Source organism: Geminicoccus sp. (assembly GCF_036263595.1).
Taxonomy (GTDB): domain Bacteria; phylum Pseudomonadota; class Alphaproteobacteria; order Geminicoccales; family Geminicoccaceae; genus Geminicoccus.
The window spans coordinates 47,473-64,178 of record NZ_DATAGQ010000139.1 but is presented as its reverse complement, the minus strand read 5'-3'; the positions used below and the strand labels follow the sequence as shown (position 1 = coordinate 64,178).

General features: G+C 68.1%; 15 protein-coding genes. 7 read left to right on the top strand and 8 right to left on the bottom strand.

Annotated features, from left to right (window positions below):
- The first annotated feature begins 172 nt into the window (after nucleotides 1–172).
- Complete coding sequence (locus VHL31_RS13765) at nucleotides 173–1,210, top strand: AI-2E family transporter (protein ID WP_329661795.1); 1,038 nt, start codon at nucleotides 173–175, stop codon at nucleotides 1,208–1,210.
- A gap of 19 nt (nucleotides 1,211–1,229) precedes the next feature.
- On the opposite strand, the gene VHL31_RS13760 is transcribed toward VHL31_RS13765, so the two are convergent.
- Complete coding sequence (locus tag VHL31_RS13760; RefSeq protein WP_329661826.1) at nucleotides 1,230–1,751, bottom strand: DUF421 domain-containing protein; 522 nt, start codon at nucleotides 1,749–1,751, stop codon at nucleotides 1,230–1,232.
- A 151-nt stretch (nucleotides 1,752–1,902) separates the two neighbouring features.
- On the opposite strand from VHL31_RS13760, the gene VHL31_RS13755 reads away from it, so the two are divergent.
- Complete coding sequence (locus VHL31_RS13755; protein WP_329661794.1) at nucleotides 1,903–2,652, top strand: hypothetical protein; 750 nt, start codon at nucleotides 1,903–1,905, stop codon at nucleotides 2,650–2,652.
- A 17-nt stretch (nucleotides 2,653–2,669) separates the two neighbouring features.
- On the opposite strand, the gene VHL31_RS13750 is transcribed toward VHL31_RS13755, so the two are convergent.
- The 3 genes from VHL31_RS13750 to VHL31_RS13740 form a co-directional block, all read right to left on the bottom strand.
- A complete protein-coding gene (locus VHL31_RS13750) occupies nucleotides 2,670–3,458 on the bottom strand; it encodes an ion transporter (protein WP_329661793.1) in 789 nt (262 codons plus the stop codon).
- A gap of 109 nt (nucleotides 3,459–3,567) precedes the next feature.
- Nucleotides 3,568–4,821: a sodium:proton antiporter gene (locus tag VHL31_RS13745; protein WP_349262441.1), complete on the bottom strand. Its 1,254-nt coding sequence runs from the start codon at nucleotides 4,819–4,821 to the stop codon at nucleotides 3,568–3,570.
- A gap of 54 nt (nucleotides 4,822–4,875) precedes the next feature.
- On the bottom strand, nucleotides 4,876–5,862 hold the full coding sequence (locus VHL31_RS13740; RefSeq protein WP_329661791.1) for a mechanosensitive ion channel family protein: 987 nt from the start codon (nucleotides 5,860–5,862) through the stop codon (nucleotides 4,876–4,878).
- 482 nt (nucleotides 5,863–6,344) lie between these two features.
- On the opposite strand from VHL31_RS13740, the gene VHL31_RS13735 reads away from it, so the two are divergent.
- The 3 genes from VHL31_RS13735 (at nucleotide 6,345) to VHL31_RS13725 (ending at nucleotide 9,663) form a co-directional block, all read left to right on the top strand.
- Nucleotides 6,345–7,838, top strand: a complete 1,494-nt coding sequence (locus VHL31_RS13735) for a cation:proton antiporter (RefSeq protein ID WP_329661790.1) — start codon at nucleotides 6,345–6,347, stop codon at nucleotides 7,836–7,838.
- Between the two features lie 330 nt (nucleotides 7,839–8,168).
- Nucleotides 8,169–8,687: a hypothetical protein gene (locus VHL31_RS13730; RefSeq protein WP_329661789.1), complete on the top strand. Its 519-nt coding sequence runs from the start codon at nucleotides 8,169–8,171 to the stop codon at nucleotides 8,685–8,687.
- Nucleotides 8,688–8,742: 55 nt separating this feature from the next.
- Entirely contained in the window at nucleotides 8,743–9,663 is a 921-nt protein-coding gene (locus VHL31_RS13725; protein WP_329661788.1) for a calcium-binding protein, read from the top strand.
- Nucleotides 9,664–9,822: 159 nt separating this feature from the next.
- On the opposite strand, the gene hemN is transcribed toward VHL31_RS13725, so the two are convergent.
- From hemN to VHL31_RS13705, 4 genes are read right to left on the bottom strand one after another with little or no spacing between them, the layout of a single operon-like run.
- Nucleotides 9,823–11,163, bottom strand: a complete 1,341-nt coding sequence (gene hemN, locus VHL31_RS13720; protein ID WP_329661787.1) for an oxygen-independent coproporphyrinogen III oxidase — start codon at nucleotides 11,161–11,163, stop codon at nucleotides 9,823–9,825.
- The gene (cydX, locus tag VHL31_RS13715; RefSeq protein ID WP_329661786.1) at nucleotides 11,160–11,279 is read right to left on the bottom strand and encodes a cytochrome bd-I oxidase subunit CydX; all 120 of its coding nucleotides are present in this window, start codon (nucleotides 11,277–11,279) and stop codon (nucleotides 11,160–11,162) included. The genes hemN and cydX overlap by 4 nt, the downstream gene beginning before the upstream one ends.
- A gap of 12 nt (nucleotides 11,280–11,291) precedes the next feature.
- The gene (cydB, locus tag VHL31_RS13710; RefSeq protein ID WP_329661785.1) at nucleotides 11,292–12,431 is read right to left on the bottom strand and encodes a cytochrome d ubiquinol oxidase subunit II; all 1,140 of its coding nucleotides are present in this window, start codon (nucleotides 12,429–12,431) and stop codon (nucleotides 11,292–11,294) included.
- Between the two features lie 28 nt (nucleotides 12,432–12,459).
- The gene (locus tag VHL31_RS13705; RefSeq protein ID WP_329661784.1) at nucleotides 12,460–14,049 is read right to left on the bottom strand and encodes a cytochrome ubiquinol oxidase subunit I; all 1,590 of its coding nucleotides are present in this window, start codon (nucleotides 14,047–14,049) and stop codon (nucleotides 12,460–12,462) included.
- Nucleotides 14,050–14,253: 204 nt separating this feature from the next.
- Between VHL31_RS13705 and cydD the strand changes: the two genes are divergently transcribed.
- Both cydD and VHL31_RS13695 read left to right on the top strand, forming a co-directional pair.
- The gene (gene cydD / locus VHL31_RS13700; RefSeq protein ID WP_414653733.1) at nucleotides 14,254–15,957 is read left to right on the top strand and encodes a thiol reductant ABC exporter subunit CydD; all 1,704 of its coding nucleotides are present in this window, start codon (nucleotides 14,254–14,256) and stop codon (nucleotides 15,955–15,957) included.
- Complete coding sequence (locus VHL31_RS13695; protein ID WP_329661782.1) at nucleotides 15,954–16,706, top strand: hypothetical protein; 753 nt, start codon at nucleotides 15,954–15,956, stop codon at nucleotides 16,704–16,706. The genes cydD and VHL31_RS13695 overlap by 4 nt, the downstream gene beginning before the upstream one ends.

The following is a 16,706-nucleotide window of genomic DNA, read 5'->3' as shown; positions in this document are numbered from 1 at the left end:
CTGCTGCCAGCGAAGCCGCAGCGCGGCGTGCAGGCGAGGGATCTAGGGGGAGGGCGACCGTGTTAAGCAGCGATGGATGGGCCTGCTCCGGGCCTCGCCGACCGGATGCCGGCTGGAGGCGGCAGCAGCGATGGTAGATCCTCTCGTTCGACCCGCCCGGGTCGATCCGCCCATGAGCCATGTGGCCGTCCCGTGGCGCTCGAACCTGAGCACCATGCTAGCCGTGCTGGCGGTGGGCGTTGGGCTGTTCCTGGCCTGGAAGACCGCCGGTACCCTGCTCCTGATCTTTGCGGGCCTGCTGTTCGCGGTCCTGCTCGACGCCTGCACCCGGGGGCTGGCCTACCTGCTCCCGATCGGCCGCAGCTGGCGGCTCGCCATCGTCTGCATCCTGCTGACCGTGGGTATTGCCTGGCTGCTCGTCTGGAGCAGCACCAACCTGGTCGGGCAGGCCGACAGCCTGATCCGGCTGATCGCCGAGCAGCTGCGGGTGCTGCGGGGCGAACTGCGCTCGATGGGGATCACGCCCCCGCCGAGCCCGGATGGGCCGCGCACGCTGACCCAGCTCCTGTTCCCGGATCCGGGAGCTCTGTTCGGCCATGCCTATTCCGCCTTCAACCTTGCCTCCGGGCTGCTGGGGAATCTGGTTGTCGTGGCGTTCATCGGCCTGTTCACGGCCGCCAGCCCGGAGACCTACCGGCGCGGCATCCTCAGCCTCCTGCCCGGTCATCGCCAGCAACGGGTCGGCGAGGTCCTGGACGAGATGGCCGAGGTGCTGCGCTGGTGGCTGGTGGGCCAGCTCGTGGCGGTCGTGCTGATCGCTGCCAGCATGTGGGCCGGTCTCACGTTGATCGGGATGCCGGGCGCGTTGCTGCTGGGCGTTCAGGCCGGGCTGGTAAACTTCATTCCCTATCTCGGGCCGGTCATCAGCGCCGTGCCAATCCTGCTCGCCGCCATGGCCTATGGGCATGCCATGGTGCTGTGGGCGCTGGGCGTGCATGTCACGGTGCAACTGGTCGAGGGCTATGTGCTGGCCCCCTTGATCCAGAAGCGGACCGTGGACGTGCCCCCCGTGCTGACGCTCGTGGCGGTGATGCTGGCCGGCGCCCTGTTCGGCGCGCTCGGCATCGCCCTGGCCATGCCCCTGGTGGCGGTGCTCCGCATCGCTGTCGTCCGCCTGTATATCGAGGACCGGCTGGGCCACGCGGGCTGACCCGGAACGCAGTTGCCGGCTAGCCGCCGCTCGACCGCGGCATGTCCTGCAGCGTGGCGATGGCGGCATTGGCATGGACGCTCTGCAGGACGCTCATCGAGCCGTCGGTCTCTAGCACGACGGCTGCGACCTTGGTGGCATCGCTTACCCCTTGGGAACGCAGCACCGAGAGTACCTCGTCCCGGGTGACCCGCTGGTCGCGCAAGGCACCGTCCAGGAACTGGCCGTCATGCAGGATCAGGGTCGGCTCGCTCTTGATCAGAGCCTTGAACCAAGGGAGGCGGATGGAGAGCCAGGTGATCGCGAACTGGAGGGAAATGAGCAGCGCCATTGCCAGCACGCCTTCGACGAGGGCGACTGAATTGCTCAGCAGGACCGTGGCCAGGGTGGAGCCCAGCGCCACCGTGACCACCAGATCGAACGCGTTGAGCTTGGTCAGCGTGCGCTTGCCCGAGATCCGCAGGAACAGCACCAGCACAACATAGGCAAGCGTGCCGACGATCAAGACGCGGGCCAGACCCATCCAGCTATCGAAGAACATCACGAAGGTCCTGCTTGTTCATGTCGGGCAGCAGAGAACCGCAACCCTTGCCGCCGGTGCGACTTGATCTGGTACGGCAACGGCGCAAAGCGATCCTCGGCACGAGGAATTGGCCCCGCAACGCCTGGATCAAGCGCTGAACGGAGCTTCCTTGTCCCAGACCGTCCTCTCATTGGTCATCGTCCTCCTGTTCGCTGCGGTGCACATCCTCGGCAAGGGCATGGTGTTCCTCCAGTCTACGCCGCGCAGCGCCTGGCTGTCGCTCGCGGGCGGCGTGTCGGTCGCCTATGTCTTCGTCCACCTGCTGCCGGAACTGGCGGAGCACCAGGAGACCTTCCGGCGGGAGACGGAGCACCGGCCCGGGCCGCTCGCAGGCATGGAGAGCCATACCTACCTGATCGCGCTGCTGGGCCTCGCGGTCTTCTACGGCCTGGACCGGCTGGCGCGCACCTCTGCCCGGCAGGAGGAGCGGGCCGGTCGCGAGAAGCGGCCTTCCAAGGGCGCCTTCTGGCTGCATCTCGGCTCGTTCGCGATCTACAACGTGCTGATCGGCTATCTTCTGCTGCACCGGGAAGAGACCGACCTGCGCGGTCTGCTGATCTACGGCGTGGCGATGGGCCTGCACTTCATCGTCAACGACCAGGGCCTGCGCGAGCACCATGGACGAGCCTATGACGAACAGGGCCGCTGGATCCTGGCGGCAGCCCCGCTGCTGGGCTGGGGCATCGGGCTCGTGACGGAACTGCCGGCCCTGGCCATCGCCGCGCTGTTTGCCTTCCTGGCAGGCGGCGTCGTGCTTAACGTGCTGAAGGAGGAACTGCCGGAGGAACGGGAGAGCCGCTTTTGGGCGTTCGCGGCCGGAACCGGCGCATATGCGGCCCTGCTCCTGGCGACGGGCTGACTCAAGCGCAGCCCGTTTCAGCGCTGCTGCAACTCGCGGCGCAGGTCTGCGATCTCCTTCCTCAAGGCGACGAGGTCCTTCGCCCCGGCCACCTCGGCGTCCTCGGATGCGGCATCCCGGCCGACGAAGAACGAGGCGAAGCTCGCGGTGATGTAGCCGAACACCGCGAATCCGTAGAGCGCCAGAAGGAAGCAGAGGATGCGTCCCTCGCCGCTGCGCGGCCAGAACTCCGAGCCCATCGTCGCGATCAGCATGCCGGTCCACCAAAGCGCATCGCCGTAGCTCTCGAACCCGCCCTCGACTTCCGAGGCCGGCTCGAACACCAGCATGCCGCCAGCACCCAGCAGCGTGACGAGCAAGGTGGTGCCGGACACATAGCCCAGGCCACGACGGCGCAGGCTGGCGCGCAGGGCATTCATGCCACGATTGGCCGTGCCAACGATGCGCACGAGACGCAGCCCGCGCGTGGCCCGGGCCAGGCGCAGCACCCTGAAGGCCCGCAGGAGGCGGAAGGCCGGCACCGCCAGCGCGATGATGGTGATCCAGTTGCGGCGCAGGAAGGCGAGCTTGGCCGGTGCCAGGACGAAGCGCAGGGCGAACTCGGCCAGGAACGCGATCCAGATCGCGGTGCCAAAGGTCTCCATCGCCCTGGAGGTGCCCCAGGTCAGCTCCGCCAGGACGAGGAGCAGCCACACGAAGGACAGCACGAGCATCGGGACCCGCAGCCAATCGTCCAACTCGTCCAGGACGGCCCAGCGTTCGTCCTCGGTACCCGACGGTGCCTGTTCGTCCGGGGTTCCTGCCACCGATCCACTCCAGCCATGAGTTCGCCTTGGCGGCGTCAGCCGCTCGCCCTGCTCGTCGAACGCGCAGGGGCATGGCTGGCTCCGGGAAGATGTCGGATGGCCTCGTCCCTTATCTCACCACCCTCTCGACCAGGGGGCGCAGGCTCAGCCCCTGGACCACGATGGTGAACACGACGACGGTATAGGTCGCCGCCAGGATCAGGGGCTTCTCGGCCATGTCTGGCAGCGACAGGGCAAGGGCCACCGAAATGCCGCCACGCAGCCCTCCCCAGGTGAGGACGGGGATCGTCCCGCGCACGAACGGCAGCCACCTCGTGAGCACCAGGATCGGCAGGGTTACCGCCAGCAGCCGGCCGACCAGGACCAGCGGAACGGCCGTCACCAGGAGCCAGAGGAACGACACGTCGAAGCCCAGCACCAGGACTTCCAGGCCGATCAGGAGGAACAGCATCGAGTTCAGGATCTCGTCGATCAGCGTCCAAAAGCCGAACAGGTAGCGCTGGGTCAGGTCGCTTAAGGCGTCGTGTGGCCCGCGATTGCCGATCAGGAGACCCGCCACGACGACCGCGATGGGCCCGCTCATATGGAGCTTGGCCGCCAGCGCGTAGGTCCCGGTGACCAGGGCCAGCGAGATCAGGACCTCGACGGGATAGTCGTCGATGGCACGCAACGCCCGATAGGCGAGGTAGCCGGTGGCGAGCCCCAGCACCGCGCCGCCCAGGGCCTCCACAAAGAACAGCTCCGCCACGCGCAGCATGTCGAACTCGATGCCCCCGCCGTCAGCGGCACTGGCGAGCGTGACCAGCACGGTGAAGATCACCACGCCGACGCCGTCGTTGAACAGCGATTCGCCTGCCATGTCCGTTTCGAGCGTTTGCGGGACGCGAACTTCCTTCAGCGTGCTCAGGACCGCGACCGGGTCGGTCGGGCTGATCAGGGCACCGAACACCAGCGCCCAGGCCAGGGGCATGGGCAGGCCCAGCAGGCCCGCCGCCAGCCAGAACCCGATCCCGACGGTGGCGGTCGAGATGACCACCCCGACCGTGGCCATGGTGCCGACCGCCCAGGCGCGATTGCGCAGGGAACCGATATCGACATGCAGCGCACCGGCGAAGAGGAGGAAGGCCAGCATGCTGTCGAGAACCGCAGCCCGGAAGTCGATCTGGCGTAGAAGGGCAGTCAGCTCGTCGTAGAAAATCTCCTCCGGGAAGGCCAGCTCGACCCCGATCAGGACGAGGGAGGCGACCAGCCCCATCACCAGGAGGCCGATCGTGTGCGGCAGGCGGATGATGTGCTGGTTCAGCCAGCCGAACAGCGCAGTCAGCACGAGGAGGATGGCAACCAGATCGAAGAGGGAAAGCATCATTTCTCCATCACCGGGCTGCCGGGCCCACCGGAGGCGCTGCTCCTCGCGAAGTCAGGCCCGCGACGACCGATGCATGGCCGGTGACGCCTGCCCGTCCTGCCCGTTCGGCACCAGCAGCGTCTCGAGGCGCCGGGGTGCAGGGGGATTCCTTCCGGCTGGCCAGCCTTCCCGCTGCCGGGTGCGATCGCCATCCGTCTCTTCCGTCTGGTCGTGGAACAGCACGACCTGGGTGGGGAACGGCAGGTCGATGCCAGCCTCGGTGAGGCCTCTCTTGATCGCTGCGATGACCTGTCCATGGGCCAACACGATGTTGCTCTGCTGGGACTTGGCCCACCAGCGCACCCGGATGGCGACGTACGACCCGTCCAGGGCCCATGGAATGGCTTCCGGCGCAGGATCCTGTGCAACGTCCTCCACCTGGCGCAGCGCGTCCAGGATGACCCGACAGGCCTGGTCGACGTCGTCGGCATAGCCGATCCCGACATCGTACTCGCTGCGCCGCTGCGAAAAGGCCGTCCGCACCACGACCGCGCGGGTATAGATGTCGCTGTTAGGGATGACGACGCGCTGTCCATCATAGGTCCGCAGCAGCGTGGCCCGTGCCTCGACGGCCTCCACCGTCCCCTCGAAACCGCCCGAGACGATCTGGTCACCTGGCCGGAAGGGCTGGCGGTAGAGGATGAGCAGGCCAGAGAGCCAGTTCTGCAGGATGTCCTTGAAGGCAAACCCGATCGCGACCGAACCGATCCCGAGCGTGGCCAGGAGATCGGCCGGCTTGATCGACGGGAAGACGATGGTGGCGACCGTCAGGACACCGAACAGGATCAGGGCCCAGCGGCTGAAGTCGCCGAGCAGCTGGCCGAGATTGTCGCGGTGGCGGCGATGAAACAGGTTGATGACGACGAGCCTGATCGCCCAGGCCACCACCAGGAACAGCAGCAGCACCACCAGCCCGATGCCGAGATTGGGAAGGATCCAGAAGAAGCCGTCGACATAGCCCTGGATCTTCTGGACTGCTGGCTCGACCTGCTCGTCCACCGTCGATCTGCTCCCCGGGATGCAAGGCGGCTCTCTCGCACGCCATGGGCTCAGGCAACGGCTCTTCCAGGCCAGGAGTTCCGGCAGCAGGAGGCGGTGCATGCCCGGCCGTCTCCGGCGGCGAGCTCTTGCGAGCCAGCTTGGATGGGTCCTGGCCGGCGGGGGAACCGCTTCTCCGGCGACGCGTTCACCGGCCACTTCGGCTAATTGATTCATGGCGCTCCTCGACGATGCCGGTTGTGCAGCGGCCTGCACGAGCGGCTCCGGCGTCCCGCAGGTTCTCCAGGCGCGGTGCGCACGGTCCACGCGCAATGTTCCGGTGGGTGCCGTAGACGGCGCTGCGATGATACCGCCCATCGCCATTTTCGATGTCAGGTTCAGGCAGAGCTGACCGCCCGCCCGGCACAGCGGCAGGCTGCCGTCGCTGAGGCATGACCCGGTGACGGCGGTACAGGCGACTTGGCATCAAGAAAGCACCGGCTTTGAGCACCTATCAGTTCGTTGCCCTTCTTCTCGCCGGCATCGGTCCGGTGCTGGCGCTCGCCGGTCTGATCCGCGTGCCCACGACCCTGGTGCTGTTCGCCCTTGGGCTAGCGTCGGCCTTCCTGCCGGGCGTTCCCGTGGCCGCCGTGGATCCCCAGCTGGTGCTCAACCTGTTCCTGCCGCCGCTGCTGTACGCGTCGACCGTGCGGGTCTCCTGGCACCTTCTCCGCTTCACCCTCGTCCCGGGCATCTGCCTGGGAGCGCTGCTCGTGCCGGCCACGATCGGTGCGGCCGCCATGGCGGCTCGCCTGCTCCTGCCGGGCCTGTCCTGGAACGGCGCGCTCCTGATCGGCACGGTCGCCGCGATCTTCGACACCCGCCTGTTCCATGAGGCCAAGGGCCGGCCCCACGTTCCGCGCGCCATCGCCGACACGCTGAAGGCGCGCGAGTTCCCGACGCGCATCATCGTGCTCGCCTCGTTCGCGCTCCTGGTCGAGACGACCGTGACCGGTCGCTTCTCCTTTCTCACGCCACTCGAGCATTACGGCTTCAACATTCCGGCCGGCATCCTGATCGGTTTCGCCATCGGCTATGCCATCGCGACCGCACGCCGCCATGTCGGCCCCGCGGCGACGGAGATCGCCGTCTCCATCGCGACACCTTATGCGGCAGCCCTTGCGGCGACAGCCCTCGGGGTTTCCGCAGCCGCGGCGATCATGACCGCGGCCCTGGCCGTCTCGGCGGTACGAATCGACCGGCTGAGCGGCGCGCCGATCTCGTCGTCGGAAACAAGGATCAACGCCACCGCCTTTTGGGAAGAGATCAGCATGATGGTCTCGAGCGGCCTGTTGTTCCTGGCCGGGCACGCGCTGCCCGAAGCACTAGGGGCCCTGGACGACCGGCCGTTCTGGCAGCTGTTCGGCGCGACCTTCGTGCTGCTCTTGCTGGTGCTGGGTCTCCAGTTCCTGTTCAGCTATGCCTCGACCATCTTTCAGCCGGTCGCGGGCGTGGTCCGCGGACGTGAGCCCGCCACCCGGCCGTCACGCGGTGCCGTGGCGGCGCTGATGGCATGGTCCTCGACCCGCTCGGTGATCGGCCTGGTGATCGCCCTGTCCATCCCGACAACCTTGCCTGACGGAACGCCGTTCCCCGAACGCGACCTCATCCTGGTCGTGGCGGCCCTTACCATTGTGGGCTCGGTGATCCTGCAGGGCCTGACGCTCGGACATGCCGTGGCAGGAGCGGCGCTGGCCGACCCGTGCGAGCGTGAGCGTGAGGAGGAGATCGCACGCCAGGCGATCGAACATGCCTCGCGCTCGCCAGGCAGGGAGCATGCCAACGGCTTCGATGCGGCACGCCAGGCGCTGGTCCGCCTGCGCGAGCAGGACCGGATCGGCGACGAGACCATGGTACGGATGCTGCGGGAAACCGACCTGCTCTCGCGCGCAGCCGAAGGCGACGCGCTTCCCGGCTCCGGCCCACCGAATCCCTGAACCGCGTCCAGGCACGGTCGGCAGGATTGAGCGATTTCTGGCAGCGACACAGAGCAACAAAGGCTGCCGATCGACATGACGACCAGGTGCGGCATGAAATGCTTCTGGTGACGCCTGTAATAGATGCGAGGAAGATGCTGCTACAGAAGATGTTGCTGTTACTTCTGATCCCGATAAGTTAAATTTGCTTTACATGGTAGAGCGGCCGCTTATCCTGCGCTCCAGGATGTTCGTCGGTGACTATGGCTGCTCAGCTTCCATCTGTCTTGCGAGCGACTGTTGTTCTTGTGGCGCCGCCAGCAAGGAGGCGGACATTCAGGGGGAGTGATCATGTCCACCACCACCAAGGCCGAGCGCCACATGCTCACGGACGCCGAGCTCGATGCGGTGGCGGCCACCCATCATCCGCAGCTGGGCACACTCCCGAAAGAGGAGTTGGTTGACCTTGTCCGGCGGGTACGAGCCTATCGCGACAAGGCAAGCGACGTATCGCGACAAAGGCGGCGTGAGCATCGCGGCAAGGCAGAGCAGCGCGGTGCCGGCCCGGCGCCCAGCGAAGCGGGCACGCTGCGCAAGAAGCAGGTGCTCGCCGCAGCACTGAAGCGGCTGAACCAGCAGATGGCGCGCCTGGACAGGCTCGAGCGGCGTAGTGGCCAGGGCGAGATCGCCCGGCGCGCGCTGGCGATGAAGCGCGCCAACCAGGTGCGGCGCCATCCGGATGCCGGGAGAACCGCGCATCACGGCATGCGCTCGCTGCCGAGCGAGCGCGACAGCGTCCAGGTCGATCCGCGGGAAGTCGGCCGGGTGTCGCAGTTCGTGAAGTCGGCACAGGCGGCGCGTGACAGCTGAGGTCGGACCGGTCAAGGCGGCCGCCAGGGCTGTCGGGAGCAGGAAGGGGTGATGGATGATCGTCAGGAACGGTAGCGACGCGGGCGACAACATCTATGGCACGTCCGCCGCCGAGTTCATTCGCGGCTTTGGCGGTCTCGATAGGATCTTCGCGCGCCTGGGCGACGACATCGTGACCGGCGGCGACGGCGACGACCGGATCTATGGCGGCGGCGGGTCCGATACGCTCTGGGGAGGTGCCGGCAACGACATCATCTTCACCGATCGCGAGCAGGTCCTGACAGTTCCCACCGAGGGAGCCGCCGACCGCGTCTATGCCGGCGATGGCGACGACCAGGTCTATGGCGAGTTCGGCGACGACTATATCGACGGCGGTGCCGGCAACGATACGCTCCATGGCGGCTTCACCGGCAACGACACGATCACCGGCGGCGACGGTGACGACGAGATCGAGGGCCACAACGGCGACGACGTGATCTTCGGTGCTGCCGGCGACGACCATCTCAGCGGCGATGGCGACAAGTGGACCGTGGATGGCGGCGACCGGCTCTATGGAGGCATCGGCAACGACACGATCGAAGGCTGGGAAGGCAACGACCTGCTCGAAGGCGGCTCGGGCATTGACAGCCTGGACGGCGGCGATGGCAACGACCGGCTGGTCGGCGGTACGGGCGACGATGTCATCCTGGGCGGCAATGGCGACGACGAGATCAACGGCCTGTTCGGGGACGACACCATGACCGGCGGCGATGGCGCCGACCGGTTCATCCTCCTGCGCACCGACGGCGACGCCGACACCATCGCCGACTTCCAGATCGGCATCGACAGGCTCGAATTGCGGGGCGGCGGCAACACGATCGACAACGCCATCGGCAGCGCAAGGATCGTCGGCGGCAGCACGATCCTCACCCTCGACCAGACCCATTCGGTCACGCTCGCCGGCGTGACCGGCATGGATGCCAGCTGGTTCGGGTAGAACGGAGCCGGCAGCGCAGCCCGGCCGGCCCTGGCTACGCTGGCGTCCGGCTTCGCCCGCGACTCCACCCTCGGCGATGACGGCGAGGGCACCGTCCTCAGCATTGTGAGGCAGCCGAGGCGGAGCGCTGAGCGTTGCACCCGCCTCGCCGGTACCTGCTCAAACCGCCAGGCTGAACCGGTTGGCGGTCTGCGAGCGGAAGCTGTCGAAGATCGCCGCGGCCACCCGCACCACCGGGCGCCCCTGCTCGGTCATCTCGATCCTGCTGCCCTTGATGGTCAGCATGCCGTCGGCCGCCAGCGGGCGCAGCAGGGCCAGCTCGTCAGCATAGTCGTGCTGCGGATCGAGGGCAGCCAGGTCGGCGCGAAAGTTGCACATCAGCGCCTCGATGATGCGTGCCCGCGCCCGATCGTCCTCGTCCAGCCGCTTGCCTCGGCAGGTCGCGAGCCCGCCGGCCTCGATGCAGCGGACATAGCGCGGGTTGTCGGCAATGTTCTGCGCGTAGCCATCGGGCAGGCGCGACACCGCCGAGGCGCCGAAGCCGATTACGCTCGGCCGATCGTCGTCGGTATAGCCCTGGAAGTTGCGGCGGAGCTGCCCGTTGGGCGCTGCCAGGGCCAGCCTGTCGTCGGGGACCGCGAAATGGTCGATCCCGATCGGGACGTAGCCGCTGGCCTGGAAGATCTCGGCGATCGTCGTCGCCTGCTCGAAGCGCTCAGCCGTGCCCGGCAGCTTTGCCGGGTCGATCAGCCGCTGGTTGGCGCGGCGCTCGGGCAGGTGGGCATAGCCATAGAAGGCCACGCGCCTTGGCCGCAGCGCCACGACCGAAGCACAGGTCGCCCGTATCGAATCCACGGTCTGGGCCGGCAGGCCATAGATCAGGTCGACATTGATGCTGCCAAGCCCGGCCGCGCGCAGGTCGTCGACCGCCTTGGCCACCAGCTCGCCTGGCTGGATCCGGCCGATCTCCCGCTGCACCGCCGGATCCAGATCCTGCACGCCCAGGCTCACCCGGTTGACGCCCAGTGCCGCCAGGTCGCGGGCCGAGGCCGCATCGACATGGCGCGGGTCGAGCTCGATCGAGTGCTCCATGTCCGGCTCGAAGTCGACATGCTGACGGAGCACGCCCAGCACCGAGGCCAGTCCCGCGCTGCCGAGGATGCCTGGCGTGCCGCCGCCCCAGGCCAGCCGCGCCACCTTCAGCCTGCCCGGCAGCAGGCCGCCGACCAGGGCGATCTCGGCTTCCAGGGCGCGCTGGTAGGTCCGGCTCACATGGTCGCGCACGGCCATCTTCGCGTGGCAGCCGCAATAATGGCAGAGCGCCCGGCAGTAGGGGACGTGCAGGTAGAGCGAGACGCTCTCCTGCAGGGGCAGGCGCCGCAGCCAAGCCGCATGGTCCGCCGGACCCACGTCGGCGGTGAACTCCGCGGCCGTGGGATAGGAGGTGTAGCGCGGCACCGGCATCGCTGCGTAGCGGCGCAACGTCTCGGCGGTGGTCACCGGTCGCCCCGTACGACAGCCTGGCGCTGGTCCTCGCGCAGCTCGAACCACATCGCGTTCAGGATGGCGAAGGCGCAGGCGAGACCGACGCCCAGGATCCAGGAGAAGTACCACATGGCGGATCGTCCTCAGTAGGCGTTGGGGTTGCGGCCGATCGAAGCGGCGTTCACCGGGCCGCTCATCACCCGGTAGACCCAGGCCGTGTAGGCCAGCACGATCGGCAGGAAGACCACCGTCGCGAGCAGCATCGTCCACAAGGTCAGGTGGCTGGACGATGCATCCCAGACCGTCAGGCTGGCGGCCGGGTTCAGCGACGAGGGCAGGAGGAAAGGGAACAGCGACAGGCCCGCCGTGGCGATGATGCCGGTGATGGAGAGGCTGGAGCCAGAAAGGGCCAGCTTCCAGCACCGGCTGCCAAGGCCCGCCCAGGCCAGGATCGCGCCGAGAAAGCCCAGGACCGGCGCCAGCAGCATCCAGGGATGCGTGGCATAGTTGGCAAGCCAGGCGCCGCTGGCGAGCGATACGGCCTTGCCCAGTGGGTTGGAGGCGGCCGCATGCTCCTGGACGCTCGTGACGACATAGCCATCGACCAGCGCCATCCAGACCCCCGCCAGCCCGAACAGGGCGATCGTGGCCAGGGCCGCCTGCCGGCCGATCAGGCGTGCCCGCTCCGCGACTGGGCCGCTCGTGCGGGTCGTGATGACCACCGCCCCGTGGACCACCAGCATGGCCAGGCTGACCAGGCCTGCCAGCAGCGCGAAGGGCGTGAGCAGGTCGAAGAAGCTGCCGGCGTAATGCGGACGCAGCGTCTCATCCAGGTCGAACGGGACGCCCAGCAGCACGTTGCCGACCGCCACGCCGAAGATCAGCGCCGGCACCGCACCGCCCACGAACAGCGCCCAGTCCCAGACCGCGCGCCAGGTCGGATGCTGGATCTTGCCGCGGAACTTGAAGCCCACCGGGCGCAGGATCAGCGCCAGCAGGATCACGATCATCGCGAGGTAGAAGCCAGAGAACGACACGGCGTAGAGGGCTGGCCAGGCCGCGAACACGGCACCGCCGCCCAGGATCAGCCAGACCTGGTTGCCCTCCCAGACCGGGCCCACGATGTTGATCAGGATGCGCCGCTCCTCGTCGGTTTTGGCGGCGAAGGGGAGAAGCGCGCCGATGCCCAGGTCGTAGCCGTCGGTGAGCGCGAAGCCGATCAGGAGGATGCCCAGCAGCACCCACCAGATCAGCCGCAGGGTTTCATAGTCGAGGGGGATCATGACGTGAGCTCCTTGCCAGCCGGTCGGATCAGTGCTCGGGCGCCGCGGCGGCGCCGGCCGGGATCTGCCGGGAGCCGCCGATGCCATCGATCAGGGCGTTGTCACGTGACGGCCCATGCCGGATCACCCTGGCCATCAGGAACACCATGATGACGGCGAGGCTGGTGTAGAGGGTCAGGAAGAAGCCGAGGCTGATCGCGAGGTCGGTGAAGGTCAGGCCCGACGCGGCGTAGAAGGTCGGCAGCACTCCCTCGATCGCCCAGGGCTGCCGGCCATACTCGGCCACTAGCCAGCCCGCCTCGATCGCCACCCAGGGCAGCGGTAGGCTCACGACCGCCACCCAGAGCAGGGGCCGGCTCTCGCCGATCCGTTGCCGCGACGCCAGCCAGAAGGCCACCGCGAAGAAGGCGATGAAGTAGAGGCCGAGCGCGACCATCAGGCGGAAGCTCCAGAACAGCGGCGCCACGCTCGGCACCGTGTCCCAGGCCGCCTTCTCGACCAGTTCGTCCGAGGCGGCCGCGACGTCGTCGGTGTAGCGCTTGAGCAGGAGCGCGTAGCCCAGGTCCGGCCAGCGCTGCTCGAACTCGGCGCGGGCGGCCGCGTCACTCTTGTCGGCACGGACCTTCTGCAGCGCCGCATAGGCGGTCATGCCGTTGCGGATCCGCTCCTTGGCCCGCTCCACCAGGTCGACGATACCCGGCACTTCAGTCGAGATCGAACGGGTCGAGATCAGGCCCAGCGCATAGGGGATCTGGAACGAATGGGTGTTCTCGTGGGTCTGCTGGTGAGGGATCGCGAAGACCGTGAGGCCAGCCGGGGCCGGCTCGGTCTCCCACATGCCCTCCATCGCCGCGAGCTTCATCCGCTGGTGCTCGGTGGTGACGTAGCCGCTCTCGTCGCCCAGCACGACGACCGAGAGGGCCGAGGCCAGGCCGAAGCTCGCGGCCACGACCATCGAGCGCTTGGCCAGATCCTGGTGGCGGCGGCCGAGCAGGAAGATGGCGCTCACCGCCATCACGAACATCGAGCCCGTGACATAGCCGGCGCTCACCGTGTGCACGAACTTCGCCTGGGCCACGGGATTGAAGATCACCGCCATGAAGTCGACGACCTCCATCCGCATTGTGTCGGGATTGAAGGTCGAGCCGACCGGATTCTGCATCCAGCCGTTGGCGATCAGGATCCACAAGGCCGAGAAGTTGGCGCCCAGCGCCACCAGCCAAGTCACGCACAGGTGCCCGACCTTGCTCAGCCGGTCCCAGCCGAAGAAGAACATGCCGATGAAGGTGGCCTCGAGGAAAAAGGCCATCAGTCCTTCGATCGCGAGCGGTGCCCCGAACACGTCGCCGACATAATGGCTGTAATAGCTCCAGTTCATGCCGAACTGGAACTCCATGACGATGCCGGTGGCGACGCCCATCGCGAAGTTGATGCCGAACAGCGTGCCCCAGAACAGGGTCATCCGCCGCCAGATCTCGCGGCCGGTCATCACATAGACGCTCTCCATGATCGCCATGAGGAACGACAGGCCGAGCGTCAGTGGCACGAACAGGAAATGATACATTGCCGTCGCCTCGAACTGCAGTCGCGACAGGTCGACCACGCTGAAATTGATCATGGTCCTAGAGCACCTCGCCGAAGCCGGCCCGTACGCCGGATGACGATGGCTTAGGCCTGGCCTGGGCAGACTGCCTTGATTGCAATCAATGCCGGCCCGGGTACCCGCCGACTATCCCTGGCCAGCCCGGCGCACTTCCCAAAGGCTGCTTCAGTGAGACATTCGATCCCGGCGGACCAGGCCCGCCAGCACGGCCGCTGGATGATGGGCCTGCGCCGACATGGCGGCCCCGGGCTGCTGCTGGCGACGGTGCTGCCGGTCCTGGCCGGCGTCGTCCTCGTGGGACAGGCCTGGCTTCTGGCCGACATCCTGGGGCGCGCGATCGTGGCGGGCGAGGGAAGGACGGTGCTCCTGCCATCCGTCGCCGTCCTGGCCTGCCTGTTCGGCCTGCGCGTGCTGCTGGGCCTCGTGGCCGAGCGGGCGGGGACGCAGGCTGCCGAGCGGATCAAGGTGGCGCTGCGCGGCACGCTGTTCGACCGGATGCTGTCCCATCAGCCCGGCTGGATCGCCGCCCGCCCTTCTGGCGCGCTTAGCGCCGCTCTGGTCGACCATGTGGAAGCACTGGACGGGTTCGTCGCCCGCTTCATGCCGGCCATGGTGCAGGCGGCCGTCCTGCCGATCGCATTTGCCGTATTGGTGCTGCCGGTGGACTGGGTGGTGGGCCTCCTGTTCTTGGTGACGGCCCCGCTCATTCCCCTGTTCATGGCGCTGGTGGGCTGGGGTACCGAGGCGGCGACCAGGGCCAACGCCCAGGCCTTCTCCCGCCTGTCCGGGCTGTTCGCCGACCGGCTGCGCGGCATGCTGGCGCTCAAGCTGTTCGGGCGTGCCGCCGACGAGACCCGGCTGGTGCGGGACAGCAGCGAGGACCTGCGCCGCCGCACGCTGGGCGTGCTGCGGATCGCCTTCTTGTCTTCCGCCGTGCTGGAGTTCTTCGCCGCGCTCGGCGTGGCCGGCGTCGCTCTCTACGTGGGCTTGAGCTATCTCGGCCTGGTCGATTTGCGCGGGACCGCGCTCGGCCTGCAGGCCGGCCTGTTCTGCCTGCTGATGGCGCCCGAAGTCTACCAGCCGCTCCGGCTGCTGGCCGCCCACTACCATGACCGTGCCGCCGCCAAGGCGGCGGTGGCCGAGATTGCCCAGCAGTTCGGCGAACTGCCGGCCGTCGGCGCCCGGCTGCGTCCGGCGGAGGAGGAGACGGTGACGGACGACGGGAAGGCGCTCGATCTCGTGGTCGAAGGACTGCGCCTTCACGCGTCGGACCGCCGAACGATCGTCCTGGACGAGGTCGACCTCCGGATGACGGCCGGCAGCCATGTGGCGCTGGTCGGCGAGAGCGGCAGCGGCAAGACCAGCCTCCTGGAGGCGCTGGCGAGGCTGCGCTCCGCCGAGGGAACCATCGCGATCGGCGGCTGCCCGCTGGCTGGCCTGCCTGAGGCCCGCCTGCGCGCGATGGTCGCCATGGTCGGCCAGCGGCCCCGGATCTTTGCCGGCAGCATCGCCGAGAACATCCGGGTAGGCCGCCCGCGGGCGAGCGAGGCGGAGGTGCGGCGGGCCGCCGATCTGGCGCTGGTGACCGAGTTCGCCCCTGACCTCGCCATGCCGCTCGGCGAGAACGGCCTGGGCCTGTCGGGCGGGGAGGCGCATCGGGTGGCGCTGGCTAGGCTGTTCCTGCGCGACCCCGGCCTGATCCTCCTGGACGAGCCCACCGCGCACCTGGACCTCCAGACCGAGCAGCGCCTCCTGGACAATCTGATGGCGTTTGCCCGCGGCCGCACCATGCTGGTGGCGACGCATTCCGCCACGGTCGCGGCCAGGATGGACCGCACCCTGCGCATCGCCGGCCATAGCGTCCTGCCGACGCCGCAGCGGCGCGAGCGCCAGCCGACCCTGCCGATGGAGAGCGTGGCGTGACCAGCCTCTGGACCTTCTTCCCGCTCTTTGCGGCCGAGTGGCGCCGCCTGGCCGCCACCCTCCTGCTCTCCACGGTCACGCTGCTGGCCGGGGTGATGCTGCTGGGTGTCTCGGGCTGGTTCCTGACCGCCACGGCCACCGTGGTCGTCGCCGCCAGCTTCAACCTCTTCGTCCCCTCCGCCCTGGTACGCGGGCTCTCGCTCCTGCGGATCCTGTCCCGCTACGGCGAGAAGCTCACCGGCCACGACACCACGCTGCGCCTGCTCACCCGCATCCGCGTCTGGCTGTTCGGCCGGCTGTTCCCGCGCCTGCCGATCGACGACCGCAGCCTGCGCCACGGCGATCTGGTGAGCCGGCTGACTGCCGATGTCGACGCGCTGGACAGCGCCTTCCTGGTAGCCCTGGGGCCGCTGGCGACCGCCGCCATCGCCGGTGCGGCCATGACGACGGCGCTCGCCATGCTGCTGCCCCCGGCAGCCATTCTCTATGCGGGCCTCTACGCCACGGCCCTCGTGGCCGTCCCGGCCGGGCTCGTGCTGGCCGGCCGGTCGAGTGGCAAAGCGGTGGTCGATGCGCAGGCCGACCTGCGAGTCGCCGCGCTGGACGGCATCGATGGCCATGCCGACCTGATCGCGCTGGGTGCCGTCGCAGAGCATCGCCAGGCCTTCGATGCCTGTGCCGAGCGGCTGGCCCGGGGCCGGCGGCATCTCGCCTGGATCGCCAGCCTGGGGCAGGATCGATCCAGCTGA